The sequence below is a fragment of the Paenibacillus oryziterrae genome, from assembly GCF_042610485.1.
Classification (GTDB): domain Bacteria; phylum Bacillota; class Bacilli; order Paenibacillales; family Paenibacillaceae; genus Paenibacillus_AQ.
The window spans coordinates 20,708-45,696 of record NZ_JBGJZO010000014.1; the positions used below are offsets into that span (position 1 = coordinate 20,708).

The 24,989-nt window shown below is 40.2% G+C and carries 24 protein-coding genes; 18 read left to right on the top strand and 6 right to left on the bottom strand.

The features are described 5' to 3' along the window. Positions 1–203 precede the first annotated feature (203 nt). From ACAN55_RS15355 to ACAN55_RS15380, 6 genes are all read left to right on the top strand, one after another. Positions 204–2,258, top strand: a complete 2,055-nt coding sequence (locus tag ACAN55_RS15355; protein WP_379134418.1) for an AAA family ATPase — start codon at positions 204–206, stop codon at positions 2,256–2,258. Then, on the top strand, positions 2,243–4,039 hold the full coding sequence (locus tag ACAN55_RS15360; protein WP_379134421.1) for a UvrD-helicase domain-containing protein: 1,797 nt from the start codon (positions 2,243–2,245) through the stop codon (positions 4,037–4,039). Before ACAN55_RS15355 ends, ACAN55_RS15360 begins: the two co-directional genes overlap by 16 nt. Positions 4,040–4,155: 116 nt before the next feature. Continuing rightward, positions 4,156–4,734, top strand: coding sequence for a hypothetical protein (locus ACAN55_RS15365; RefSeq protein WP_379134423.1), 579 nt, complete (start codon positions 4,156–4,158; stop codon positions 4,732–4,734). A 1,305-nt stretch (positions 4,735–6,039) separates the two neighbouring features. After that, positions 6,040–6,489 (top strand): hypothetical protein, encoded by a 450-nt coding sequence (locus ACAN55_RS15370; RefSeq protein WP_379134426.1) that lies wholly within the window; start codon positions 6,040–6,042, stop codon positions 6,487–6,489. A gap of 217 nt (positions 6,490–6,706) precedes the next feature. Beyond that, positions 6,707–8,026 carry a hypothetical protein gene (locus ACAN55_RS15375; protein WP_379134428.1) on the top strand — a complete coding sequence of 440 codons (1,320 nt, stop codon included), beginning with the start codon at positions 6,707–6,709 and terminating at the stop codon, positions 8,024–8,026. A 965-nt stretch (positions 8,027–8,991) separates the two neighbouring features. Further along, positions 8,992–9,243 (top strand): hypothetical protein, encoded by a 252-nt coding sequence (locus ACAN55_RS15380; protein WP_379134431.1) that lies wholly within the window; start codon positions 8,992–8,994, stop codon positions 9,241–9,243. A 290-nt stretch (positions 9,244–9,533) separates the two neighbouring features. On the opposite strand, the gene ACAN55_RS15385 is transcribed toward ACAN55_RS15380, so the two are convergent. The 5 genes from ACAN55_RS15385 to ACAN55_RS15405 are packed head-to-tail and all read right to left on the bottom strand — an operon-like array spanning position 9,534 to position 14,648. Further along, positions 9,534–10,229, bottom strand: a complete 696-nt coding sequence (locus ACAN55_RS15385; protein ID WP_379134434.1) for a 4'-phosphopantetheinyl transferase family protein — start codon at positions 10,227–10,229, stop codon at positions 9,534–9,536. A 45-nt stretch (positions 10,230–10,274) separates the two neighbouring features. Further along, complete coding sequence (locus ACAN55_RS15390) at positions 10,275–11,051, bottom strand: arylamine N-acetyltransferase (RefSeq protein ID WP_379134436.1); 777 nt, start codon at positions 11,049–11,051, stop codon at positions 10,275–10,277. A 31-nt stretch (positions 11,052–11,082) separates the two neighbouring features. After that, a complete protein-coding gene (locus ACAN55_RS15395; RefSeq protein ID WP_379134438.1) occupies positions 11,083–12,351 on the bottom strand; it encodes a beta-ketoacyl-[acyl-carrier-protein] synthase family protein in 1,269 nt (422 codons plus the stop codon). A 2-nt stretch (positions 12,352–12,353) separates the two neighbouring features. Continuing rightward, positions 12,354–13,634, bottom strand: a complete 1,281-nt coding sequence (locus ACAN55_RS15400; RefSeq protein ID WP_379134441.1) for a beta-ketoacyl synthase N-terminal-like domain-containing protein — start codon at positions 13,632–13,634, stop codon at positions 12,354–12,356. 3 nt (positions 13,635–13,637) lie between these two features. After that, positions 13,638–14,648, bottom strand: a complete 1,011-nt coding sequence (locus ACAN55_RS15405; protein WP_379134444.1) for a GDP-mannose 4,6-dehydratase — start codon at positions 14,646–14,648, stop codon at positions 13,638–13,640. Between the two features lie 199 nt (positions 14,649–14,847). On the opposite strand from ACAN55_RS15405, the gene ACAN55_RS15410 reads away from it, so the two are divergent. From ACAN55_RS15410 to ACAN55_RS15435, 6 genes are read left to right on the top strand one after another with little or no spacing between them, the layout of a single operon-like run. Next, positions 14,848–15,240: an acyl carrier protein gene (locus tag ACAN55_RS15410; protein ID WP_379134447.1), complete on the top strand. Its 393-nt coding sequence runs from the start codon at positions 14,848–14,850 to the stop codon at positions 15,238–15,240. 59 nt (positions 15,241–15,299) lie between these two features. Further along, the gene (locus tag ACAN55_RS15415; protein ID WP_379134451.1) at positions 15,300–16,055 is read left to right on the top strand and encodes an SDR family NAD(P)-dependent oxidoreductase; all 756 of its coding nucleotides are present in this window, start codon (positions 15,300–15,302) and stop codon (positions 16,053–16,055) included. A gap of 40 nt (positions 16,056–16,095) precedes the next feature. Then, positions 16,096–16,557, top strand: a complete 462-nt coding sequence (locus ACAN55_RS15420) for a hypothetical protein (protein ID WP_379134453.1) — start codon at positions 16,096–16,098, stop codon at positions 16,555–16,557. A gap of 1 nt (position 16,558) precedes the next feature. After that, on the top strand, positions 16,559–17,782 hold the full coding sequence (locus tag ACAN55_RS15425; RefSeq protein WP_379134456.1) for a glycosyltransferase family 2 protein: 1,224 nt from the start codon (positions 16,559–16,561) through the stop codon (positions 17,780–17,782). Beyond that, on the top strand, positions 17,772–18,197 hold the full coding sequence (locus tag ACAN55_RS15430; protein ID WP_379134459.1) for an acyl-CoA thioesterase: 426 nt from the start codon (positions 17,772–17,774) through the stop codon (positions 18,195–18,197). The genes ACAN55_RS15425 and ACAN55_RS15430 overlap by 11 nt, the downstream gene beginning before the upstream one ends. After that, a complete protein-coding gene (locus ACAN55_RS15435) occupies positions 18,194–18,640 on the top strand; it encodes a 3-hydroxyacyl-ACP dehydratase FabZ family protein (RefSeq protein ID WP_379134462.1) in 447 nt (148 codons plus the stop codon). Before ACAN55_RS15430 ends, ACAN55_RS15435 begins: the two co-directional genes overlap by 4 nt. A 3-nt stretch (positions 18,641–18,643) precedes the next feature. Here ACAN55_RS15435 and ACAN55_RS15440 read toward each other — a convergent pair whose 3' ends face one another. Beyond that, complete coding sequence (locus tag ACAN55_RS15440; RefSeq protein WP_379134464.1) at positions 18,644–19,453, bottom strand: SDR family NAD(P)-dependent oxidoreductase; 810 nt, start codon at positions 19,451–19,453, stop codon at positions 18,644–18,646. Positions 19,454–19,546: 93 nt separating this feature from the next. Between ACAN55_RS15440 and ACAN55_RS15445 the strand changes: the two genes are divergently transcribed. From ACAN55_RS15445 to ACAN55_RS15470, 6 genes are all read left to right on the top strand, one after another. Next, positions 19,547–20,524: an NADP-dependent oxidoreductase gene (locus tag ACAN55_RS15445; protein ID WP_379134467.1), complete on the top strand. Its 978-nt coding sequence runs from the start codon at positions 19,547–19,549 to the stop codon at positions 20,522–20,524. A 25-nt stretch (positions 20,525–20,549) separates the two neighbouring features. Continuing rightward, complete coding sequence (locus tag ACAN55_RS15450; RefSeq protein WP_379134470.1) at positions 20,550–21,512, top strand: phosphotriesterase family protein; 963 nt, start codon at positions 20,550–20,552, stop codon at positions 21,510–21,512. Between the two features lie 31 nt (positions 21,513–21,543). Then, positions 21,544–22,779 (top strand): sugar efflux transporter, encoded by a 1,236-nt coding sequence (locus tag ACAN55_RS15455; RefSeq protein ID WP_379134473.1) that lies wholly within the window; start codon positions 21,544–21,546, stop codon positions 22,777–22,779. After that, positions 22,779–23,942 carry a glycosyltransferase family 2 protein gene (locus tag ACAN55_RS15460; RefSeq protein ID WP_379134639.1) on the top strand — a complete coding sequence of 388 codons (1,164 nt, stop codon included), beginning with the start codon at positions 22,779–22,781 and terminating at the stop codon, positions 23,940–23,942. The genes ACAN55_RS15455 and ACAN55_RS15460 overlap by 1 nt, the downstream gene beginning before the upstream one ends. Positions 23,943–24,130: 188 nt before the next feature. After that, positions 24,131–24,355 carry a hypothetical protein gene (locus ACAN55_RS15465; RefSeq protein WP_379134476.1) on the top strand — a complete coding sequence of 75 codons (225 nt, stop codon included), beginning with the start codon at positions 24,131–24,133 and terminating at the stop codon, positions 24,353–24,355. Between the two features lie 102 nt (positions 24,356–24,457). Continuing rightward, positions 24,458–24,988, top strand: a complete 531-nt coding sequence (locus ACAN55_RS15470) for an NAD(P)H-dependent oxidoreductase (RefSeq protein ID WP_379134479.1) — start codon at positions 24,458–24,460, stop codon at positions 24,986–24,988. The last annotated feature ends 1 nt before the right edge of the window (position 24,989 follow it).

Here is a 24,989-nt window from a genome sequence, read left to right on the forward strand (position 1 = left end):
TCTATACGACTAAAGTAATGATTATACTAAACAAAAAGTCCAGCAATAACGCGATGCCATGTGGCTTCGTGTTTTATTTTGTCTATTTGTGGATAAAGATGGGGCATATGGAAGGGGGATCGTTTTGTCTGTCGAATTATAAATGTAAATAGGATGCTTATTTTATTCTTTACAGAATTTTTGTTCTTAGGAAGGGAGTAAAAATGTATATATCTAGTGTTAGTATAAAAAATTACAGGAATTTTAAAGATACATCCATTATCTTCAATGATGGTATAAATGTCGTTATCGGTCATAACAATGCAGGGAAGACGAATCTTATAAAAGCATTATCACTTATTTTAGATCCGAGTGGAAAGAAGAGATTAGACATATATGATTTTAATAAGGCTGTTCTATTAGATGAGATAAAATCTAATCCTCCTAAAGTTTCTATAAGCATGACTATAAAACAGAGTGAAAATGAAGATCTTCTCTCTGATGATCTAGTGACTGTAGCTGAATGGTTAACAAAACTTGATGAGCCATATGAAGCAGCTATCACCTATGAATTTTTTCTCCCAGAGAAAGAAGTTGAAAAGTATAAAGTAGCTATTAATCGGGCCACAGATTTAGATAAAGCATGGCGGATCATTCAACAGGAGTTCTTGAGACTGTATGTTTCTAAAGTATGGGGAGGCGCTATTGTTAATCAAACCATCGCCGACAATGAATCATTGCAAAAGTTTGACTTTCAATTTTTAGATGCAATTCGAGATGTCGAAAGAGATATGATCTCAGGAAGGAATTCTTTGCTTAGAGATGTCCTGGATTTCTTTATGGATTATGATATTAAATCTGATCCTAAGCGAACAGAAATAGAGAAATTAGAGGAAATAAAAATAAAAAAGCAATCTTTCTCAGATAGTGCTGATATGCTGATAGCAGATCTCCTGAAGAGAATGTTGCTTGGTAAAAACCAGATATTATCCTATGTCAAAGATACTGGGGCAGCATTTAATAACGCCAAACCTGATTTTGAAGGGAATATATCTGATGTCGATTTGTTTTCAGCGTTAAAACTAATTGTGGAATATGAATCAGGTATAAAGATACCAGCGACTCATAATGGTTTAGGCTACAATAACTTGATTTTTATGTCTTTATTACTGTCAAAAATGCAAGTGAATTCAGATGGGAGCTACTTAGGAAGTAATGCGAAAGTTTTTCCTGTCTTAGCCATTGAGGAGCCCGAAGCTCACTTGCATCCAGCGATGCAATATCAATTTCTGAAATTCTTACAGAAAAATAAAGAGGAAAAAAAGGTAAGACAAATATTTGTGACCACCCACTCAACGCACATTACTTCTTCTGTCTCTTTAGATGAGATGATCTGTTTGCATAATGAGATTGGTGAAACAAGTGTAGGTTATCCGGGGAAAGCACTCAGTGAGAACGATAAAAGCAAAAAATACGTTCAGCGATTCTTAGACGCTACTAAATCAGATATGCTCTTTGCACAAAACGTTATTTTAGTGGAAGGAATAGCAGAGCAACTGTTGTTACCAATTTTCGCAAGATATTTAGGTGTCTCATTGGAAGAAAAACATATAGCTGTGGTTAATGTCGGTGGAAGATATTTCGAACATTTTCTTTATTTATTTAACTTGAAAAATCCTTACGCAATACATAAAAAGATAGCATGTATAACTGATAGAGACCCTGAGAGAAAAGTGAAGGGAACAAAAGGCGAAAACTATAGCAAATGCTATCCTTACGAATATGGTGCCCAAAATGATAAGTATGAATATAAGCAAAATCCTGCATTTATGATGTATCCACAAGATGGACATTCTAACATTGCTATTTTTACTCAGGATGAGTCTGAAGGAAAAACCTTTGAGTATGATTTGATTTTACATAATCCTTCACTAAAGTTATTCCTAACAAATTCAATGAAAAATCAAGATGAAATTCAAAGGTTAATGGAGTTATATAAAATGGGGGGAGAACTTGTGGAGTACGAAAAAACACTAAGGAAAAGTGAAGAGAATGATAGAATAATTGAAAGTTTAAAATTCAATACTTCTTGGAAAAGTGATCAGAAATCAAAGGCTTTTATAGCTTCACGATATCTAAATTCTGTTGGCAAGGGTGAAAATGCTTTGGAGTTAGCTTCTGTACTGACAGATAATTTTTATAAGAGGGGAACAGACGAATTTCAAACTATTAATGTCCCAAATTATATTAAGGATGCCATCACATGGATAGTGGAATAATCGAAATTGACTCCGATGCTTTAGTACCTTTTGAAAATCATTTTCGTGTAGCAGCGGGACCTGGTGCAGGAAAAACATACTGGCTTGTACAACAAATTAAAAATGTTTTACATCATTCTCAAAGGTTGGGAAAGTCTCGGAAAATAGCTTGTATTACCTATACCAATATTGCAGTAGAAACCGTTTTAAAGCGTTTAGGCACTAATAGTAATCAAGTTGAAGTTTCTACGCTGCATAGTTTTTTATACAGACATATTTTGAAGCCCTACGCCTTATATCTAGGTAGTCATTATGAATTGAATGTAAAAGAGATGAGTGGGCATGATGACACAGTAGTACATCAAAAAAAAGTAAAACATTGGATTGAAAATCATTCCAATGTAAATTTGTTAGTGCATCCGTATTCCGTAAAACAATTAACTATGCGTGAAGAAAATACAATACCACTAATCAATTGGCTACATCACTTAAATTACGAATTCAATATGCAAGGGGAGCTTACGCTCGTTGGTAATCCTAAACGAGCATATAGAATAGAGAAAACCGGTGATAAGGAAGTACGTAAGTATCTTAATAAAGTCTGTTTAGGTATTCTAGAAACAGATTTTTTTGAGTACAAAAAACTTTATTGGTCTAAAGGAATCGTGGATCATTCAGATGTTCTTTTTTTCAGCTATCAACTTCTTCAAAAGAAACCATTTATTTTGAATGTTATAAGGGCAAAATTCCCGTATTTGTACATTGATGAATTTCAAGATACTAATCCCATACAAGTGGAGATTCTGAAACTTATAGGTGCCAAGGAGACTATCGTTGGTATTATTGGTGATACAGCACAATCAATATACAGTTTTCAAGGGGCGGATCCTGACCAATTTACTTCTTTTTCTCTACCCAATCTTTCAGAATATGTTATGAAGAAGAATAGAAGAAGTACTAACCGCATTATAGATTTGTTGAACTTTACTCGGAAAGATATTCAGCAGGAATATTTTAGGGATGTTGTTGGAGATAAACCTAAACTTCTGGTGGGAGAAAGAATACAGGCCTTATTAAAGGTGCAGGAATTTTGCCCCGATGGTGAAGAGCTTTACTCATTATCACGAGACAATCCAACGTCAAATGCCATGAGAAGATTTTCTTGCGAATATACATTTAACGAGAAGTTAATAGATGAGCTCTTAAAAATTGATAAATCAACCAGTAGTAACAGTTATAGAAGTAGGGTAGTTATTAGTTGTTTGAAATCTGTAGAATATGCTTGCAATGGAGATATAAAGAAAGCAATAAAAGAAATTGAAAGCATTGAACGAAATGTTAGTAATAAAGAAGAGAGTAGGAAGATCGCGTTAAAATCGCTTTATTTTCTCATGAACGAGTATTCTTCTTATAAGAATAAGACTTTATATGAATTTTATTTGTGTATTAAGAATGCTATAAAAACAGAAATATCTAAGTTGAGTCAGGGTGCAGCCAGAACATTTTACGAAAGCTATACTTATGAGCAATTAGCCCTATGTGTAAATATTACAGACGATAGAAGCAAACATAAAACTATACATAAGTCAAAAGGAGATGAATTTGATAATGTAATGATTGTCTTGAAATCTTCATCTGAATTGAAAATGTTTATTAAGCCTAATTTAAGAGATGATGAAGAACATAGAGTTAAATATGTTGCTTTAAGTAGGGCAAGAGAACGTATCTTTGTAAATGTTCCCTCGGTAGAAGAAAATCTTCTACCTAAACTAAAAAAGGTTTTTGAAATTATAAATGTATGACAAGCAAGCTTGAAATATATATTAAATTTACACACTCTGCAGTATTTCACTCTATACTTTCATTTCGTAAAATATTGAATTTAAACAATGATACGTACTCTATCGGAGGTGTGAACGTGAATAGTAAGGAAGTATATGAATATTTGCTGGCGGGCAATAACCTGTCAATTGAAGACCGCTTAAAATTTAACGTGACTTCAATTGAAGATTTAATCAATGAGTTATCCGAACAATATCAGGCTTTATTTCACGCTACCAGAGTTAGAATTCCTTTTGGCATTGAGTTAAACTTAAATCCATTACACCAAGAGCATTATATGGTAAAACACCATATTATATCTGCGGGAAGGCCAACGGCATTTGCTGCTAATTACGCAAGGGCGCTTTTGATAAAGGCTTTATTTTCAAATAAAAACAACCTGAAATATAGCTATGGTGAAATAAATGAATTGGGATTGTACGGCGTTGAACAAGGAGTAGTATTTGAGCAAGGATATATATATCTTTTGAGTAAGACTGAGCATTTTATTGATACCGATTACTCACCTTGGGAGAAGTATACAACACAAAATGGTGCTCTATTTGGTGGGGCAATATTGGTAACGTTAAATGACTTACCTTCAACACTTAGAATTTTCAATAAGGGTAACCCAATTACAATTGAAGAACTAAGGAGTGCAGCGCAAGGTGAATAAAAGATATGTTGAAAATGTTCAAAGAAAATAAAGCATTAGACTGAAAAATAAAGTATTTGACTAGGAAAATATAGTTGTAGACTGGCGCGGCGACGGCGGCCGGCCGCGAGTAGCTGCAGCTCACGTTCTTGGTGCTTCCGGATGAAACCCGGCTTCGCGATCGCGCGCCGGCAACGGCGGTCGGCCGCGAGTAGCTGCAGCTCACGTTCTTGGTGCTTCCGGATGAAGCCTGGCTTCGCGATCGGCGCGCAGGCAACGGCGGCCGGCCGCGAGTAGCTGCAGCTCACGTTCTTGGTGCTTCCGGGNCGGCCGCGAGTAGCTGCAGCTCACGTTCTTGGTGCTTCCGGATGAAGCCTGGCTTCGCGATCGGCGCGCAGGCAACGGCGGCCGGCCGCGAGTAGCTGCAGCTCACGTTCTTGGTGCTTCCGGGGATGAAGCCCGGCTTCGCGATCGGCGCGCCGGCGACGGCGGCCGGCCCCGAGCAGCTACAGCTCACGTTCTTGGTATTTCCGGATGAAGCTCGGCTTCGCGATCGTCGCGCTGGCAATGGCGGCCGGCCGCGAGTAGCTGCAGCTCACGTTCTTAATGCTTCCGGATAAAGCCGGCTTCGCGATTGGCGCCGGAGACGGCGTTCGGCTCGAGTAGACTAATACTTTATTTTCTTCTGACAGCGGCCAGCGCCAGCAACTGCAAAATTGCACTGCCGGCGACAGCGGCAGGTACGTGTTCTTGTTTCTTTAGAATGACCCTTTTCATTACCGGAAATCGCGAAAATCAAAAAACTTCAGTTTATCCTGAAAGAAAGCAGATGCATAGCTACAGAAAGAATTCCAACACAGGTCGATTTGCCAGCTGCAGTCTACAGCAGTTGGATTGCTGTGCAGGACATTCCCCTTTTCGTTGTCTGAATGCAAACTACGGATCTATAGTAACTTACCCCCGGGCAAAACGATCGGCAGCCGGTTCCGACGATCAGTTGCTCTCGTATGGTTCAGCCTAATACTTCAATTTTCTCGCACACTGATATGCCATCAGACGGCGTAAGATTTTTATTATATCCACTCAATCAGCGGATGACATAGACTCTGAGTCCCGATTAATTGGAGCAGTTGAAAGAAAATAAAGTTGTAGACTGGTAGATAGCTCTGGAATAGAACTGATTGTAACTACGGTGTGATGAACGATTGATGATGGTTAAGAAGATATAGTTCTATACTAACTGCTTGGACTGAGCACTTTGTAAATCGATTTCAGTATAATTATGGAACTGAAGCTCTAGAAGAGCTTTTTCGAGTGCGCTCCTATTTGATTTTATGGCCAGTGATGGCTTGCTGCTCAATTCGGGTTATGAACCCCGATGACACGTTCAAACCCGAGTATATTGTCCCCCAGCTCTTACTACAATGGATCCAGCATTCGGGGGAGTACGATGGGGTCAGTTATTTTTCCACTAAAATTGATGATTATACGCGCAAAAACTATCGAGCGTTTCAGAACTTTGCATTCCCCGTCAAAGAAAGAAAGCTAAATGGTCATTGTGATCAGTTACGAGAAAAGTTTAGCCACCTCACAAATGCTGTGCCTTGGCAGGTTTTTCAGATGCATAAAAGCACCAGTTTGGGAAACACCGGGCCGTGTGAACGGAATTTTGAACTTTCTTTAATTCCAAACATGCCGTTTTTATATGCTACTTCGGATTTCGGCAGGCTCGAAACTTATCTTATTGACCTTATGAGTATTGAGAGACAAGAATGACTTTAGCTTCCCCACTACTGAAATCATACTCCTATATTTTATATAATGAGTCTCGTCAACTATCGAAGCTGAACGGTCCGATCGTCCTGCTAATGTAGAAAGAAAAATAGAAATAGAATACTGGATCGGAAAAAAAGTTGTAGACTGGGGCTCCGGACGAAACCAGGTTACCGTTCACCTTGGCCGGCAGGAGTTCCTGATTCTTAGAAGTGAAAGGATGAAAAAAGTGGATTACTTATATATTGATGAAAAAGGTCCGCAAGAAACAATTAGGATTACGACACCCTATGATGACGAAAAGAAAATCAAGTTAGGAAATGACAACATGTATGTTTATGTTGCTGACTTAATTAAGATAAAAGAGAAACACCTCCTTAAAATTGAGGAAAATTATAAAATGTTAGAGCGAAAATACATATCTTCTAGAAATTTTCCTGACGACAGGGAATTAAAAGGAAAAGATATTTTGGACAAGAATTTCAATTATGGTATCGCTAGTCTCAAGAATCGTGAACTAGATTTCTATAGCTCCTTGTTCGACTTACTCCTTGAAAATGAAGTTGATAATTTATTATTTTCAATAAATAAAATGTCTCTTATTGTAGACTATAGATTTACAAGTTGGATTCTTAAATTAGAAGAAATAAAATTTATACCATCAGCACGGAATTTTAAATATTCTCTTGTGAAATATTTGGAGATTGAAGCTAGCGAACGTGTAATTCAATCTATTTTCAATTCAGATATGGGTAATAGAGAAGTTCTTACAGAAATTCAAAAACACTTGGTATCTTTTGTTGAACAGAATGAGAATATTAAGAGAATGGAGAGGCAAATACAGAATTATAGAGATATAATTCAAGTGATCAGACAAAAAAAGCATTTAATTAAAGACACCCCCTTTAAGGAAGCCTCCTTTGATTGGAACAAGGTGTCATTTGACATTGATTTGTGGATTTCAGAAATGACTCTTGCAAATAAATTTAATATGGAGTCAACAGAACTTATTCTTGATGAAGGGATACCAATAGAAGCATTCAAAAAATTAAATTTTCCATTAATAAAAGAAGATGAAGATTCTACTGCTCATGTTGGACTTCGAATTTCTGATGTATTGGTCGTAATTGCAGGGAAATATATGTCTATATTACCGAATGACGTCAAGTACGATAAAAACACCCCGAAAATTACAAAACGATTACCTAATGATTGGTTTCAATTAGAGGAAAAGCAATTTGATTTATTGAAAAAGATGAATAAATACTTTTTCTCTAATGATTCAACCTATTGTTTTATAGTTGATACATATTTTGATGATGCACTTGAATTTGAAACTTATTTAGGATATATAAATTCTTATGAATCTTTTCATGATTATAATAAACAAATAGAAACGCATACAGAAAAACACTTTATATATTTTGTCGAAGTTATGTCGTCAAAATGGGATTTGGCAATATCCAACGAAAATTGGGTAAGAAGTTCTTACGGGAATATGAATGCAGGTATTAAAGCTGGAATTGTCCGTCCTATATGATCAAGAATTTATATGAAAAATAATTGAAGGTTGTTTTGATCAATCAAAATAAGCCTTTTCTTATTGTTTATTTATAGAATCTCGCACAGCCGCGACTAACTGCAGCAACGCAGCAAGCCAAGCGGATCCATCGCAGGTATCTTCGAGCATAAGTAAGCAGATGCGTAGTGCTACTGCAGGCAGCATCAGTGCAAGCCAAACCGTCCGCTCCGTCCGCTGACTTATCCGGAAATAATGCATGCCCGACTAGTCCCGAAACAATCAGATGTAAGTAATTGCTACAGGTCCTTGCCCGGTCCAGCAGTACCTCACAGTTCAATCCGGAAGCAAACGGTGTGCAGATCAGTGCTTCTCCTGAGAATCTTGAGCACAAGATGATACTTAAGAAGCAACTGGCCACACCGGAGCGGGAAGTTTACCAGGTTTAGTTTGGAGCAAGAGAAGTATTTTGCTGTAGCAACCGACTGCACCGGCACAGTACGCTCCCACTGTTCAAAGAAAATAAAGCATTAGTCTGAAAAATAAAGTATTAGACTAGAAAATATAGTTGTATACTGGCGCGGCGACGGCGTTCGGCTCGATTAGTCTAATTCTTTATTTTCTGATTTTGCTACTTAATACATCATAATCGCAGGGCAGTCTAAAACTTATTTTTCTATAGCTGACGATTTTCCCAATACAAAAACCGCATCAATTCAACATCTCGAGTCTAATACTTTATTTTCTTCTGACAGAAAAGTTCATTCTAACCTTTGGTTACGACTTATCCATTTTAGAGTTGTCAAAAACACGACTTATCTGATTTGTGTAAACCGAGTATCTGATTTAGACAAAAAAAAGCGCCCTTTTCGGCGTCTTTTTGTCCGATCTATAATGGCTGCACACAGAAAGAAATTGATCTTCAGAATGGGGAGGTCGCTGAAATAGGGCAGTTTGTTACTTTAGATTCTTTAACTATCTGGGATGTGAAGAATCTAGATATTGATGAGTTTGTTTCTCTTCCATCACTAAATCGGGGAACAATTTCAAAAGAATATATATTCCCTAATTTTCTCGCTCAGTGTGCTGGGAAAGCAGGGATTAATGGCATCAAATATAACAGTGTCAAAGATAAAAATGGCAACAATATTGCTCTTCTAAATTATAAAAAGGATTATAATTTGCATCTTCTTTCTAAGAAAATAGAAACTATCGACTATTCAGTAATGGTTCGTTGAGGACAAGCCTCACCTATGTTCAGGTGTATTCAATGTCGGGAAATCTTTGGCCCACACTTTGTGACAGGTGTTATTACAGGAATCAACGGTTTATGCCAAGAATAGATACAAACTATGCCAAAACAACGTTACAAATTCGCTCGAATTGCTCCTTTTTAGTGACAAGATGAATTACAACTCACAGCCATTGTGTGAGTTGTAAGTCACCTGGCACCGATTTGAACGTAGTTTTGTCACAATAAAGTCAATCCCGATACGCCTGAAATCCTGGGTATATCGGGATTTTTTTGTTATACCACGCTCGCGTAAAAGAATTGGCATACATCCTGATAGGTCATTATTTTTATGGTTTCGGGCAAGTTATCGGCGTTGGAGCAAGCGGACACATAATGCCCCGCATCAATACGGAAGGTTTTGAAGTAATAGCCCCTTGTTTCAGGAGAATGCCATATTTGATTGCCACAGGAGCGGAAGGAGAACGTATCTAAAGGAATGGACAAGCCCTTTCCTTCAGCTTTGATATAGCTTTCCTTCAATGTCCAAAGCTGAGCGAAATAATCCATTTGTTCGGTTTCTTGTCTGGATTGCAGATCAAGATATTCTGATTTGTGAAAAAATCTCTCCGCAATGCCCAAGTCCATCGGCTTGATCTGTTCCACATCGATCCCCAATGCGAACTGCCTGCTGCTCCATATCATTACAACCCAATGCCCGGAATGAGATATATTAAATGTAAACTCAGGACAATTCTTTAAGGATGGCTTGCCGTATTGGTCAACATGAAAGCTGATTTCGGGGTTACTCATGGAGGTGTTTTGGCAAATAACCAACCGCACAAGCAGTTCACCCAGTAAGGATTGATATGCACTCTGAGTCTGTTGATAGCGCAGAATCCGAGTCTTCTTCGCTTCCCCGATTCTAGTGAGAAGGAACTGGTAAACATCTGATGGTATAGATTCAGGTATCCTCAAGGAGATAATCTCCAAAATAATCCACCCTCGCGAAGATTAATAAATTACATCCATGACGGTCTAAGGGGCACCGAAAATTGTTGTGCCTAAAGATTCAAGGGTATCTACTGCTTCATGCACCGGGAGGTTTGGGAAGCCGAATTCACCATCCAGAATATCTTGTATCTCCTGGACGGAATGTAATTTATACTGCTCCTTGCCCTCATCATACCGAATGGTGAACGAATTATTAAATAAAGAGAGCGAGCGGTGCTGTTCGGGCTGCCATAAATGCACACGTAAAAGAGTCGTAAACAAACGTTGCGGTTCGTTACTCCAATTGATGAGTTTTTCAACTTCCTGCAAGCCTATGCTTTCATGTGGACGAAACACCCAGTGATATTGCTCTTTGCCTGAAATTCCGTGTTCAACATGAAATCTAAACTTCTTATTGGGGTCCGGATATAATTTCAGTACGGATTGGTCAATGTTGATTTCGGTTGTTGAGGTAATATCTGCCGGCAAGTATGTGGGATGACCCATGGCAACATCCGTATAATAGAGCTGGTCAGAGATACGGACAATGGTTGCTAAATGCGATGCGTATTTTATAGGGTAAGCGTCAAAACCAAGCTCTAGCAAAAGTTTATAGAAATAGTAATTCCCTGTATGGCAAACTCCTGAAAAATCGAATCTATACATATGATCTATGTATACATCCGCCGGAGGTAAATAAAACTGATTTCTATCAAAGTGTTTGAGATAGAATAATTTGGATATATTTTCAAAGGCGAGCTTGGTAATACGGGACTTTACTAATCTTTGGAGATATTCCAAGCTGGGATAATCGATATCCATGCCAATCCGATTTAAGTATTTATGGGCCCATTCAGAAGGATTCGCCATTCGTTACTCCTCGCTTATATTTAGAAATGACTAAAGATGCGTTTTGTCCCCCCATACCAAATGAATTGGTGATTGCTACGTTTATATCCTTTGCTTTGGAATGATTAGGATTATACTGAAGGTCGCAGTTGGGATCTGGAGTTTGGAAATTAATGGTTGGCGGTACGAATCCGTTACGTATACTGAAAATAGTGACTAATGCTTCCATTGCACCGGCCGCGGTCATTAGATGACCGTGCATCGATTTGGTTGAACTGATATCAACATGTGTAGACAGAGCTCCAAATACGTGCTTAATGGCTTCCGTTTCATGTTTATCATTTTTTTGTGTTCCTGTTCCGTGAGCATTAATATAATCGATGGATTCAAGAGATACCTCAGCATCCTCAATAGCGCGCTGCATGGAGAGAGTCATCCCAAGAGAGGTTTCGTGCGGATCGGTAATGGAGTAACCGTCCATTGAGCTGCCGTATCCCTGTATCTCGGCATAAATGTGCGCATTTCTGCGGAGCGCATTCTCCTCCGTTTCCAGAACGAATAGAACAGAGCCTTCTGCGATAGTGAAGCCATTTCTATGTAAGTCGAACGGAGAACAATTCTCTTTATGATTAATCTTCGTTGGCTCCAGGGCGCCTAAGCGACAAAGTCGTGCGAGTGACATGGGGTCCAGCTTTGATGAAACCCCGCCCGTTATTGCAGCATCGATATCTCCTGATCTTAGCATAAGCATGGCGTCTCCAATGGCCTGTGCAGAAGCTGCGCAGGTTCCGAAATTAGCTATGCCAGGTCCCTCAATGCCAAAAGCACGGGCAACGTGATAGAACATAAAGGATGGATTATTGGTCAATAATTTTTCCGTTTCAAAAGGTGCAGAAGCAGGTGTTTCTTCATTTTTAACATGGGAATAAAGATATTGGAGATCTTCCGCTGAGGAAGTATTAGGGTCGGTTCCAACAATTAGACCGATGCGCTCCGGATTATAGATCTTGCTTAAATCACACGTTTCGAACAAGTCTTTCACACAGGAATAGAAAAGCTTAAAGATTAAATTACCGGCAACCGGGTACTGAACTTCATTCAGTACGGATTCATCGATCATAGCAGCGTGTTTAACCGGCAGACTGCCAACATGGTAACGCTCAATACGTTTTATTCCTGAATTACCTTCTTTTAAGTTAGTGACAATGGAGTCTACATTGCTGCCTAGAGGTGTAATTGCGCTTATTCCGGTAACGACAATTTTGGCTTTCATAGCTAATGTATTTCCCCTTCCTGCAGAATTACAGAACAATAAGCTCCACCGAGTCCCGCACCATTAATGACGCAATGTTGAATTTCCATAGACGTATTCTCCTGATGGACCCAATCGATGTTTTTTTCGCTCACTGCCTGAGGATGGCTTAGAGGTAGGGCTGTTTTGGTTATCATGGATTGAACGGCTAATATCACATCCAAAATACCAGACGTGGGTCCAAGAAACCCCAAGTATCCTTTGGTTGATGTAGCTCTGATATGGGATTCCCTCCAGACTTTAGATAGTCCATCCAGTTCAGCGTTATCCCATCCCGATACAGACGGTGCATTGCATAAAATCAAATCCATATCGTTTGGAGCAAGGCCGGTTTTTTTGAAAGCCGATTCAAGTGTCTTAGCGAATCCTTGTCCGGACAGAGCGAAATAAGTTTCACCCGGAACGGTCAGGCTTGACCCGCCGCATATTCTGGCAAGAATAGGGTGGCCATTCCTTAATGCGCTTTCTTCACTTTCTAAAAAAATAGCTCCTGCACCTTCGCTCATGATTGTACCTGACGATTGTGGATGGAAAGGGGCGACAAGTTCTTTCGGATCATCTCCGGGCGTTGTACTTCTGATAATCCCTGTTCTGTACCACCATGCAAATTCATGTGGGCTAAACGGACTAAAGGAGGCTGATACAACCGCTTGTTCAATTCTTCCGGTTTCAATTGCTCTTGCTGCGGATAGTAAAGAGGTTAGACTTCCGGAGTCGCCGCTATAATACAAATTACCGGGTCCGTGTGCTCCCGTATATTTGGCAATAAAATGTGAAGGTACAGTGGTTAACTGTTTTACGCCGCTTAAAGGTGGAATTTTATTCAAACCATCCCCCAGTAAGGAAAAATCGAGGATTTCATTGCCGTTCTCGCTGCATATGGAACGAAAGATCTGAAGTGTCTCAGAATCAACATTCACTGTATGGTTGGCCACATAAACTGCACAATTTATGGCGTTGTTCTCCAAGCTTGACATCAGATTATAATCATTCAACGTTTGAATGACTGCTTTCATTTGCATCTTGTTATATCTAAGCATGATATTTGAACCGGAAATCCCCAGGTCTCTGATATTAAAATTCTTGATTTCACCGCCAAACCGGCATGCATAAGTGGATGAATCAAATTGGGAGATTTCACTGAATGCGGTTTGCCCTTGAATCATCGCTTTATGGACGTCCTTGGGATCATTTCCCAGAGGGGTTACACAACCCATGCCTGAGATCACAACTGTTGTATTCATGGGTCAAACAACTCCCAACACAGCATTTTTGGAACCGGAATTCCAATAATCGTAATACCAATCCACTGTTTGTCGGATTCCTTCTTCGAGAGAAGTTTCTGCAGACCAATTGAGCATAGATTTTGCTTTATCCGGTGAAAGGTGCTGGTGTAGGATTTCACTGTTTTTTTGATGTTCGTACAGCGGTTCAATATGTTCAAGATTCATGGCACGCTGAATGATTTCGATAACTTTTTTAATGTCCCACAGCTTGCCTGTTCCAAAATTAAAAACGTTACCTGTTCCTTCTTTATCAACATAATCGTACATAGCCATATAAGCGGCAATCAAGTCTTGAATATACAAGAAATCTCTCATGTATATTCCGTTTGAAGGGATTCTAATAACCGGCGGTAGTTTGGCGTACAGCCGCTGCATGGTGCCGGGTACTAACCGGCGGTAATTCAAGTCACCGCCCCCGTAAATATTGCCGAAACGGCCTACCGCAATCGGCAAATTAAAGCTGTGTCTATAACTCTGAGAAATAAGATCAGAACAAGACTTCGATACATCGTAGGGATTTCTACCTTGGATCGGCATATCTTCATCATAGGGGAGAATGGGACTGTCACCATATACCTTGTCACTGGATGCAACTATTATTTTCGATATCTGGTCTTGGTGGATGCGGCAAGCCTCCAGTAGATTGTAGGTGCCCTTTACATTGGTTTCAAAAGTCTGCATGGGGATCTGGTAGGCCAAATCTTGAAGGGAAACGGCAGCGAGGTGAAAGACCGTGTTAATTTTTCCGACGGTAATTGCCCGTTCAATCAAGTTGTAGTCGGCAATAGAACCATAATAGCATGTAATCTCCTTGTTGAGCCCCAGTTTGGCAAACTGGCTTCGCGGGTTGAACTCACTCAGGATAGTGGTTACTTCAGCACCTTGATTAATGAGATGATGAGTTAACCAGGCACCTACAAATCCGGAAGCACCTGTAACTAAAGCTCGGCAATCGGATAAAGAGCGTTGCATTGTTAAAACCCCCCAAGTGTTATGGTAAGTCAATGATAAAGGATTAAATATCCATTTTTGTCGATAATATACCCATTGCTAAATAATTACAATATTTTTTTGCTCTACTAAATTCCAAAGATATCCAAAAACATCATTGCTATTTATAGAAAAATATGTATACAATAGCAACGAAATCAAATATCACTGGAGGTGCGGTATGGATAATATGGTTTATAACAAAGTAAAACATTTGTTGGTGGAAGTGCTTGATTTGCAAGAGGATCAAATAACGCCTGCTACTTTTTTATACAGAGACCTTCATTTGGAAAGTGCCGAAACCCTCGAGCTTACTTTTACGCTGGAACAGGAATTTGATATTTCGATAGGAAATCAGGAATTTTGGAATGTTCCAAATGTGATTGCTAATCAAGGCATGTACAGTAATGGCAAGTTCTCCGCTGAAGCGGTATCTTTAATCCGGCAATATTTCAATGTATCGGATGAGGAGCTTTCCGGCATTGTAAGCCCCTATGATCTGTTTAATTATGTGACGGTTGAAAATATGGTAGATTTTGTTGCCAGTAAAATGAAAACTTCTGCCAATTCCTAGGCTTTTGGAGATCAGAATTCATACTTAAATCCAAAAAAATGTAATTGGATGTGAACCCTTTGAACATTGATTTTTCCGGGAAAGTGGTTATCATTACCGGCGGAAGCAGGGGAATCGGCAGAGGATTGGTACACAACTTCGCCCGGGCTAACGCCATCGTATACTTTACATATTTATCAAATGAAGATAAAGCGGCAACTGTTATTGAAGAGTGCAAAAAGCAATATGGAGCCGATGTCGTAGGGCTTAAAGTGGATGGAACGTCCAAAGAGGACGTGGATAATTTCGTGAAAATGGTTTGGAATACGCATAAACGTATGGATGTTGTTGTCAATAATGCCGCTTGGATTCCAAGAGGTCTGTTTCTTCAGATGAGTGAGGGGAATTGGATCGATGGCATCAACGCAAATTTGAATTCGGTCATTTACTTTTGCTCTTCAGCCATTAAATTCATGATTTTAAAAAAATCGGGTTCCATTATTAATATTTCGTCCCGTTCTGCGCTGCAGCCTGGACGGGGACAGGCCGTTTATTCAGCGACTAAAGGCGCTGTCGAGTCCTTAACTAAAGTTCTGGCGCTGGAGTACGGTCCTTATAATATCCGTGTGAATACTTTGGCCCCTGGACTGGTTGAAACGGATGTTGTAGATACCATGCAATCCGAGCTAAAACAGAAAATTCTAGATCGAACACCTTTGGGGAGATTTGGAACAGCTGATGATATCAGTAACGCTGCTCTATTCTTGGCAAGTGATTATGCCTCATATATTACAGGTACACAATTACTGGTAACTGGGGGAAGGCATTTGGATTAACGTTCTGTTACAAGGGAGAGGTGTGTTTCATTTGCGTTATATGAAATTGGTCTCTTTTACAAGACTAAGTTCAACTGAGGTGGAATCCTGTCAGGTTCTTCAGCCTCGCGAAGATGTATTTGAAAGCGAATTCGATACAGGCTTAACGATCCCGTTTTTTGTGCTGCTGGAATCTATTTTCCAAACTGCAGGACGACTTGCCCGTGAGGTTACCAATAATCAATATGGCGCCGGGATCGTAAGTTTCAGTAATTTTGCATTTGCCAGGCCGATATTTCCGGACGAGAAAGTTACCTTTTCTGCAAAATTGTTGTCCATCAATGAAGATATCCGCAGCTTTTTTTTTCAAATCAAAATCTCCGTTGAGGGTCAAATCATTGTTCCGGATGGAAAATTAATAACGAAGCAAGAAGATGTAATTGCTACTTCTGATCTAAATAACAGCATGATGTTATCCGTGGAAGATGGATTGATCCAATTGGGATTGATGGGGGGGCATTGACTTGTTGATTTGGATTATTAATATTTTCTTTATTTTATTATTCCTGGTGCCCGGGTTTCTGGGTGTTTTTTTTATGTTGGAAAGAAGCCGTGTCAGAACAACCTTGGCCACTCTAAAGCCCTATTATCCTAATGTCTCAGTCTTATTGCCGTTTCGCGGGATTGATTATAACTTTGAGGATACCTTGAAGAGTCTTGCGGCTCAGAAATACCCGGGGAACTATGAAGTATTGGCGATCACTTCCGAGGAGAACGGACAGGAAATAGATTTGGTCAAAAAATATGAGGGTCTGTCACCATTAATTCATTTGGTAAAGGCAACTCATTCAGATGTATCCAAGTTTCGGAGCGATAAAGTAAATAATCAACTAACCGGGATAGATCATGCATCCAGCGATACCGAAGTTTATTTGTTTATTGATTCTGATATTGTTCCTCAATCCACATGGATCGAACAAATGGTACAGCCCCTGCAGCTCGAAGGTTTAGGCCTCACTAGCGGAAGCGCATGGATCGTATCGAAGCGAAAAAGCGTAATGGCCCTTGCGGCAAGGTACTGGGATTTTCTGGCTACTACCATGATTACATTTCCGGTAACCAGTTTTGCCAGAGGGTTCTCATTTGCGGTTAGAAAAAAAGTGTTTGAGCAAATCGGAATGAAGTCGATCTGGTCTGAAGCATTTCATGACAATTTCACAATATCGGATGTCGTAAGAAAGGCCGGGTACCAAATAAAGTATATTCCTGATTGCCTGGTGCCGGAACATTTTGATATACAGGGTTTATCTTGGGTTACGTGGGTGAAACGGCAAGTATTAAACACGAAGAAAAACTACAAACGCCTGTGGGCATTTGGGTTCTTCCTGGTAACCTTACCGCGTTTATTGGGAGCTGTTCTATTTGTGATTTCACTTGTCCTGATGTTAACTGGGAATATGCCGCCTGTTCTGGAGATATTCTTGTACTGGCCGTTATTGCACATTATAGGTACTGCCATTGTAGTGGGAGCCGTATCCCAGGATTATTCCCCCGATCAGGGTTATCCACATTCATTTATGAATGCTTCCCTGTTGGTGCTTTCTTCATTTGTATCTGTTTTGTACTGCATCAGCTCACTTTGGGCTATTGTGTCCAATAAAATGGAGTGGAGAAACCTTGTTTATCATCAAAAAACTCCATTTACTACGGTTGTAACGGGAGAAAGGTTGAATAACAATGACCAATGAGGATGAGAAAGTCGCGGTTATTCATAAACGGATCTATTTCAAAAATACCGATTCCGGCGGTGTGGTCTATTTCGGTAATGCTTGCGAGTTTATCGAAGCCGGCTGTACGGAATGGTTCCGGCTGCATGCGCTCTCACTTAAAGAGATACTGGATCAATACAACCTTTTTTTTGTGATGAAAAAAGTTGAAATTGATTTTTTGCGTCCCATTTACTATGACGAGTGTATAGAGATCAGAACATCGGTCAAGAAAATCATGCATTATTGGGTTGATTTTTATACTGAGATTCTCGTTGATCATGATAAACGTTATATCGCAGAGAATAGAATGATTCCTGTAGATATTACAACCAAAACACCGACGCTAATCCCTGAGGATGTATACTCCGCAGTAAAAGGAGCCTGCAGAATATGAGATTTATTTTTATTGATGAAGTAACCAGCATTTCAAACGACTCTATTACCGGGAATAAGTATGTATCATTGAATGAAGATATATTCAGAGATCACTTTCCGGAACAGCCCGTGCTTCCTGCTGCATTGCTGACAGAGTCAATCATTCAGTTATCCAGAATCTTCACTTGGATGAATAGTGAATATCAATATTCGCTTATACCCATAAAATTTGAAAGGCTGAAGTTTTTGCGTATGGTTGGCCCCGCTAATATTATCAAAGTGGAGCTTTCTTTTAACCCAACCGATAACGAAGACAACGTTAAGGTGAAGGCGAAAATAAAGTCCGGTGAAACGGATCTTGTTAGTGAAGGATCGATAGTCTTTCAAAAGGTGAACTTTGCTTCTATTCATCGAATAGAAGCCTGTAAGTCTCTTGTTGGAATATTAACCAAAAATCTGTGAGAACTATGAAGAGGTATTTAGATGAGAGCCTCCCGTTACCAACAGATCTGCTCCGGTAATATAGTCTGCATATGTACTTCCCAGAAATGCCGCTGCATGGCAAACATCTGCTGCGTAACCCACTCTTTGTAAAGGTATCTTTTTCACATCTTCTTCAGTGACTATTTTTTGTTTTTCTGTAACGATCAAACCGGGAGATATGGTATTTGCGCGGATACCAAAGCTTCCATATTCAATGGAAATCGCTTTTGTGAGCGATTCAACCGCGTTTTTTGTTGAGGAGTAGGCCGCTTGCCCTTTAATAGGATGATCAGAACACACGGTTGAGATATTGATGATACTTCCGGATTTGTTCTTAATCATATACTTAAGGGCGGATGTGCAGTGATTGACAACGCCCATGATATTGGTCTGGACTGATTTATTCCATATCTCTTCTGTGGTATTGAGAAAATCCGCTCTCCATATGAATGCAGCATTATTAATTAGAACGTCGATGGCTTGATCTTTCTTCCAAACATCAGAAGTGAATGCCTCCACCTCATCTGCTGATCGTGCATCTACTTGGATCCCGGTCGGTTGTTGGCCTTTAACGGTGTCAAATACGGAAGGGTTGAACTGTTCAGCAGATCGGTAGGTATAGTATACCGTTGCATTTAGATTACAAAAGGCTGCCACAAGCTGACGGCCAATACCTCGGGAACCGCCGGTTATCACAATAACTTTTCCGGAATAATCTAAGTCCATCATGAAATACCCCTTTTTTTGACTATTATTATATTTAATGGTTAAAAACGACTCTATCGTAATCATATATAACATTTCAAATTAAATCAATATTATCCATAATTAATGATATATGGGATGTGGTGATTTGATGTGCCGATAGTAAATAAAAGAATTGTTATGAGTCAAAGACCACAAGGGATGCCTGCTCACCAACATTTTCGTATGGAAACGGTAGAGATTCCAGCTGTTTTGGATGGTGAGGTGCTTGTTGAAACCAGGTATCTTTCCGTAGACCCCTATATGCGAAATCTTATGCGCCGCAGTAAATCGTATATGAGTTCCTACCAGATTGGCGGACTCTTCGGAGGAGCGGGAATTGGTGAGGTAATAGAAAGCCAATCGCCAGATTTTCGCAAAGGGGACATGGTGTGGGGTATTTTGGGCTGGCAGGAGTATAGTGTCCATAAAGCAGTAAATCTACTAAAAACCGATCCGCATCTGGAACCAGTCACTGCTTATCTTGGGGTTCTGGGTACACCTGGGCTTATCGCGTATTTTGGACTTATCGACGTGTGCAAGCCCTGCAAGGGAGAAACCCTAGTGGTATCCAGCGGGGCCGGAGCGGTTGGGAGTGTAGTGGGTCAAATCGCCAAAATATATGGATGCCGTGTGGTTGGAATTGTAGGTTCGAATGAGAAAGTGCGCTATTTGAAAGATGAACTTGGCTTTGATGAAGCGATAAATTATAACCAGGTCGAGAACTTGCGCATAGAATTAATGAAGTCTTGTCCTAAGGGCATTGATATTTATTTCGATAATGTAGGTGGAGATATTTCTGACGCGGTTATCGGTCATATCAACGACTTTGCCCGGATTGCCCTGTGTGGCCAAATTTCACTCTACAATCGGGTCGTGCAAGAAACGGGCCCCCGGATTCTACCGTCTATTCTTGTCCATAGAGCCATGGTGAAAGGGATTATCATTTCAGATTATGAAGAACATCTGCCGAGAGCCCGACAAGAGCTTAGTCATTGGATTTCAGAAGGAAAGCTGAAAGGCTCCGAAACGATTGTCGAAGGATTTGACAATATTATTGACGCTTTTATCAATCTATTTAGCGGAACGAATATCGGAAAACAATTAGTGCGGATATGAACTAAATGTAAGGGAAGACATACCTATGACATTCATAAACTCTGTAACAGGAAAAATTCATAGTTCTGAACTTGGTTTCACCCTTGTACATGAGCATCTTCGGGTCAGGTCAGTCGAGCTCGCCACACAATTTCCCCATTTATATAACCACGACGAGGAATTCCAGCTGGCAAAGGATCAAGTCCTCTCCGTGAAAAATGCAGGCGTCAATACCATTTGTGATCCAACCGTGATGGGCCAGGACCGGGATGTTGTCTTTATGAGAGAGATCTCCGAATGTACGGGGGTAAGAATTATTGCAGCGACGGGAATTTACACTTTACAGGATTTGCCCGAACCTCTTCGCAATAAAGATATTGATTATGTAGCTGATTTATTTATTAGGGATATTGAAGTTGGCATTCAGAACACTGAAATCAAGGCGGGTTTCCTCAAATGCGCTACTGATATTCCGGGTATAACCCCGGACGTGGAAAAAGTGATCCGTGCTGTCGCTCGTGCCCACAAGAGAACCGGTGTCCCCATTATGACTCATACGCATGCAGCTTCTAAAAATGGTTTAAATCAATTGGACTTGCTCGAAGAAGAAGGGGTGTCGGCCGGTTCCGTTATTATTGGACATTCAGGGGATAGCAACGACTTCTCCTACTTAACGCAGTTGTTGAACAGAAATACACTATTGGGATTTGACAGATTTGGATTGTCTATGGGGATGTATTCCAGCGAGCGTCCCGGTATTATTCTGCAGCTTATAGAACAGGGATATTACAAACAGTTAGTTGTATCTCAAGATTATTGCGGTTCAATTGATTGGTGGGACCGGGAAGAGGTGCTTCGATTTGCGCCAGACTGGTCAATGACACATATTACAACCCACCTCTTTCCGTATTTAATTGAAAAAGGAGTGGGACCAGAAATTTTGAATGAAATCACAGTGAATAATGTACGGAAATGGTTTGAACATGCGGGGAATCAAGTTGCTAACTGAAGAACTATAAATTTATAACTGGAGATAAACAATGAAGATGAATAACAGCTTTCTGAAAGATATTATTAAAATGCCTAGTTTTATTGCCTTAGTCTTTACCATAACTATGCTTGGAATCAATGTTTCAGCGACCAATCCTTTTTTGTCTCTTTATTGTATTGAGCAGACGGGTATGAGCCCTTTATCGTATGGTGTGCTGATGTCAATTACAATGATCTGCGGATTAGTCATAAGTACAATAATCGGAAAAGCATCTGATTATAAATTCAGCAGAAAAGGAATGATTATTTTTACGCTGATCTCTACGGCAGCGGCGTATGTGTTATTTGCTTATTTTACAAATTATTATGTACTGCTTGCCGTGTCTGCGATATTTTTCGGCATCTCTTTTGCATCATTTCCGCAAGTATTTGCCTATGCAAGAGATTCAATCTCCAAATCCAATATTAGCGCGATCAACCAACCTCTTGCGATGAATCTATTAAGAATGCTTTATTCGCTTGGCTGGATTGCCGGCCCTTCAATCGGTTCACTGTTAGTCAATAGGTATAATTTTCATTCTCTGTTTCTCATCGTTGCTGCAACTTATGTCTTTGTAAGCTTGCTGGCTTTAATTCTATTTCGTGGCGATAAAAAAACAATAACTGAAAGAGAAGTAAAGCAGCCTGTTCATCTGGGAAGATTTGTGAAACAGCCGCAGATCTCCTCTGTTCTCAGCACATTTGTGCTGCTCAGCATTGCCTCTTCCATGAGTACAATCGTTTTGCCATTGTTCTTTTCAACTACTCTGCACGGCAATTACCAGCAGTTAGGCTGGCTTTATAGCATTACGGCTATAGCAGAGCTTCCTTTAATGATTGTTGTTGGAATCATGGCCAGAAAAATGGGGAAGAGCAAAATTATACTTTTGGGGATATTCTCAAATTTCCTGTATTTCCTGGTCTTTGCCTTATCTCATTCCATATTGCTTACCTATTTCGCCCAGCTGCTTAATGCAATCTCGGTATCGATTATTATGGGATACGGGATTAGTTACTTCCAGGAATTACTGCCCGATGAACCGGGAACAGCAACAACCTTGTATAGCAATACCTCCAGAATCGGCTCTTCAATGGGAGGAGTGGTTTCCGGAGCGGTTTCCGGGATGTTCGGTTACCGGTCGGTATTTGTTGTTTGTATGTCCATAACTCTGGTTGCGCTATCCATGTTTGGTTTAATCAGTACATCGTTTAGTAAAACAACCAACGAGGAGGTAGAAACAATTTGATGATTCGAAATACTTCGGAAGAAGATCTTCCTGTGAAGTTAAGTATCATTGTTCTCGCTTATAATATTAAACACATGGTATCTCAGTGCTTATTGTCACTGAATCATCAGGTCCGGATACAAGATGATATGTTCGAGGTTGTGTTCGTGGATGATGGCTCTGATGACGGGACACAAGAGGCGGTAGCAAACTTAAAAATCGATTATAAACTAAAATACGTATACAGAGCAGCAGATTCCAAAAAATGCAGATCGACTGCAAGGAATTTAGGAGCTTCAGAGGCTAGCGGGGACCTTCTTTTATTTTTGGACGGAGATCAGGTGGTTGAACAAGATTTCATCTATCAACATTTGAAAGTTCATCAATTATGCAGTGAGACGTTAGTCGTTGTAGGTCTAAGGGATTTTCTGTCTGTAGACAGCCCGATTCAATTAAGCAATGGTGAAGAAATTGATCGGTCCTCATTGATCCTGGAGAGGAGAGATCCGAGACTGCCTATATTCGAAAGGTTCTCGGAAAATGCGGGGAATATCGAAAATATTTGGGCTTTGCTCTATAGCTGCAACTTTTCACTAAGCAAAAAAATATATTTCGAAGTTGGGGGATTTGACGAAGACTTTATAGAGTGGGGACTCGAAGATTGTGAACTGGGGTATCGTCTATATCAGCAGGGAGCCAAATTCGTCGTAAACACAAAATGTATTGTGCTGCATCAGTACCACCCAAGCATTTACGATGCGAAAAAATATCTGGGCTGGTTTATAAACCTCGAATTATTCAAGAAAAAACATCCCAGTCTGGAAGTTGAATTACAGGGCATTCTTGCAGACTGGTTTGACCCTGAACGGAGGAAGCCTTGGAAGGATGCGTTTATCCGATTCGAGCTTGCCGTAAGAGCTGTTAAAGGAATCTATAATAACTTAAACACTTTGTATAAGTTAGTTGTCGTTACCGATGGAAACGATACGGAAGACTTGTTATTAAGAATTACCAATGCGCTTAAATCCCATAACGTCTTGGTTATTGATTTCTCAGATTCTGACTTGGACCTGTTGATTCAGCTGGTTCCGCGGTCGTTTGATTTGCTCTATTACAGGCAGCCTTCTCAGGAAAGAATCATTGAGGTCTTCAAGTCTGTTGCCACAAATATATCTGAACTATGAGAATGCGGCATAGTTTCTAGATTTGCTGTCCGGAAATGTGAGCTAAATCTGATAACATTCTCAAAAAAACGAGAACGATCAGTAAAAACAATTCTTTACCGATCGTTCTCATTATGCTAGAATATCCCTATAAGCACGGAAAAAAGGCATGAACGATGATAATTATAGAATGATCTTTCTCAAAAAAGATGAAGGGGCTGATGGATACCCGTCAAGGTTCAGCGATCAAAGAGTCAGATCAAGTATGGATGACAGAATATTATGTACAGCATGTCTATCAAAGCGGGCTTCAATATCTTGCAATGATTGAGCCTAATGGTGTGATAGCTAAAATGAGCGTCAACCGCGCCGTCAATGGACTCGGTAGTCTGCAGCAGACCGCACGGTTATCGGTTCTATTACTAAAAAAATAAAAGGCTGCAAGAAACTATTTTTTTTGATTAAACTAGAACGATCGTTCTCGATACAAGGGAGTGAAATGGAAGGGCGATAACTAATGTGAGGAGAGATCGTTAATGAAAACCTTGATCATTATAGGGCATCCCGAATTGAACCGTTCACGGATCAACAAAGCCTGGGCGGAAATGCTGAAGCAACAAAAGGATATCACCGTACATGTGCTTAGCGGAGCCTATCCGGACAAGAACATCAATATCGCCAAGGAGCAGGCGCTGCTGGACGGGCATGACCGGATTATTTTTCAATATCCTCTGTACTGGTACAGTACGCCACCGCTCCTCAAGCAATGGTTCGACGAGGTGCTGGAATATGGCTGGGCTTTTGGACCTGGCGGAGAGCATTTAAAGGGCAAAGAAATCGGTATCGCCCTTTCAACCGCAGGTACGGCGGCTTCTTATCAGCCTGGCGGTTATAACTTGTTCACCATCCAGGATATCACTAAACCCATTGAGGCGCTTGCCAATCATGTCAGCGCGCTGTATCTACCGCCTTTTACGCTTCACAATGCCAACCAAGTAACAGATGAAGAGATAGCTGCAAGTGGGGCCGCTTATCTGGAACATTTCGAGACGGTTACAGTCATTTAAA